Origin of the sequence: Arthrobacter sp. AZCC_0090, assembly GCF_014207375.1 — a bacterium.
In the GTDB taxonomy this organism is placed as follows: Bacteria; Actinomycetota; Actinomycetes; order Actinomycetales; family Micrococcaceae; genus Arthrobacter.
In genome coordinates this window covers 3,571-5,670 of the sequence record NZ_JACHEE010000026.1, presented here as the reverse complement: position 1 = coordinate 5,670, position 2,100 = coordinate 3,571, and the positions used below count along the sequence as shown (strand labels likewise).

1 rRNA gene is annotated in these 2,100 nt (G+C 56.5%); it reads left to right on the top strand.

Annotation, left to right across the window (positions count from 1 at the left end):
• Positions 1 to 194: 194 nt before the first annotated feature.
• Positions 195 to 1,716 (top strand): 16S ribosomal RNA (locus tag HNP00_RS22770).
• Positions 1,717 to 2,100: the final 384 nt, after the last annotated feature.

The window sequence follows — 2,100 nt, the reverse complement described above, 5'->3', positions numbered from 1 at the left end:
TGTGTCTGTTGTTTGAGAACTCAATAGTGTGCCAAGTTTGTTGATACCGATTTGTTTTTATGAATTGGTTGTTTTGGCTGGTCCTGTGTCACCTCCGTGGTGCGGGGCTGGTTTTTACGGCTGGTTTCAAATTTTGTGCAGCTGCTTCGACCGTTGTTTCCGGTGGTTGTGGTTGTGTCTGTTTTTGTTTTACTTCAACGGAGAGTTTGATCCTGGCTCAGGATGAACGCTGGCGGCGTGCTTAACACATGCAAGTCGAACGATGATCTCCAGCTTGCTGGGGGGATTAGTGGCGAACGGGTGAGTAACACGTGAGTAACCTGCCCTTGACTCTGGGATAAGCCTGGGAAACTGGGTCTAATACCGGATATGACCATTCCGCGCATGCGGTGGTGGTGGAAAGCTTTTGCGGTTTTGGATGGACTCGCGGCCTATCAGCTTGTTGGTGGGGTAATGGCCTACCAAGGCGACGACGGGTAGCCGGCCTGAGAGGGTGACCGGCCACACTGGGACTGAGACACGGCCCAGACTCCTACGGGAGGCAGCAGTGGGGAATATTGCACAATGGGCGGAAGCCTGATGCAGCGACGCCGCGTGAGGGATGACGGCCTTCGGGTTGTAAACCTCTTTCAGTAGGGAAGAAGCGAAAGTGACGGTACCTGCAGAAGAAGCGCCGGCTAACTACGTGCCAGCAGCCGCGGTAATACGTAGGGCGCAAGCGTTATCCGGAATTATTGGGCGTAAAGAGCTCGTAGGCGGTTTGTCGCGTCTGCTGTGAAAGACCGGGGCTCAACTCCGGTTCTGCAGTGGGTACGGGCAGACTAGAGTGATGTAGGGGAGACTGGAATTCCTGGTGTAGCGGTGAAATGCGCAGATATCAGGAGGAACACCGATGGCGAAGGCAGGTCTCTGGGCATTAACTGACGCTGAGGAGCGAAAGCATGGGGAGCGAACAGGATTAGATACCCTGGTAGTCCATGCCGTAAACGTTGGGCACTAGGTGTGGGGGACATTCCACGTTTTCCGCGCCGTAGCTAACGCATTAAGTGCCCCGCCTGGGGAGTACGGCCGCAAGGCTAAAACTCAAAGGAATTGACGGGGGCCCGCACAAGCGGCGGAGCATGCGGATTAATTCGATGCAACGCGAAGAACCTTACCAAGGCTTGACATGGACTAGTAAAGCGCAGAGATGCGTTCCCCTCTTGAGGCTGGTTCACAGGTGGTGCATGGTTGTCGTCAGCTCGTGTCGTGAGATGTTGGGTTAAGTCCCGCAACGAGCGCAACCCTCGTTCTATGTTGCCAGCGGTTCGGCCGGGGACTCATAGGAGACTGCCGGGGTCAACTCGGAGGAAGGTGGGGACGACGTCAAATCATCATGCCCCTTATGTCTTGGGCTTCACGCATGCTACAATGGCCGGTACAAAGGGTTGCGATACTGTGAGGTGGAGCTAATCCCAAAAAGCCGGTCTCAGTTCGGATTGGGGTCTGCAACTCGACCCCATGAAGTCGGAGTCGCTAGTAATCGCAGATCAGCAACGCTGCGGTGAATACGTTCCCGGGCCTTGTACACACCGCCCGTCAAGTCACGAAAGTTGGTAACACCCGAAGCCGGTGGCCTAACCCTTGTGGGGGGAGCCGTCGAAGGTGGGACCGGCGATTGGGACTAAGTCGTAACAAGGTAGCCGTACCGGAAGGTGCGGCTGGATCACCTCCTTTCTAAGGAGCACCATTATCGCCCCTGTCCCGTCCGCATGGTTGTGGTCCGGGGGTGTGTGGAAGCAAAGCCCATTGCGCAGGCGTCTGTTCTGCGGTGGGTGCTCATGGGTGGAATATCAGCAGATAGCGGCCGGTTGTTTTTGTTCTGTGCTTAGTACGGATGTCGTTGCCCTCTTTTTTGCGGGCGGGGGTGTCCTGGAAGGGTGCGGGGCGGGAGGAGGCCGGTTTTCGTGTTTGGCACACTGTTGGGTCCTGAGGCAACAGGGCCGGGGGTGCGTGGCCTGTGAGGGTTGCGTGGTTTTTCCGGTGTTGTGTGTTTCTGGTTTCCTGGCTGCATGGTTTCCGTGCGTGGTGGCTGTCCCCGTTTGTTGTGGGGGCGGGTCG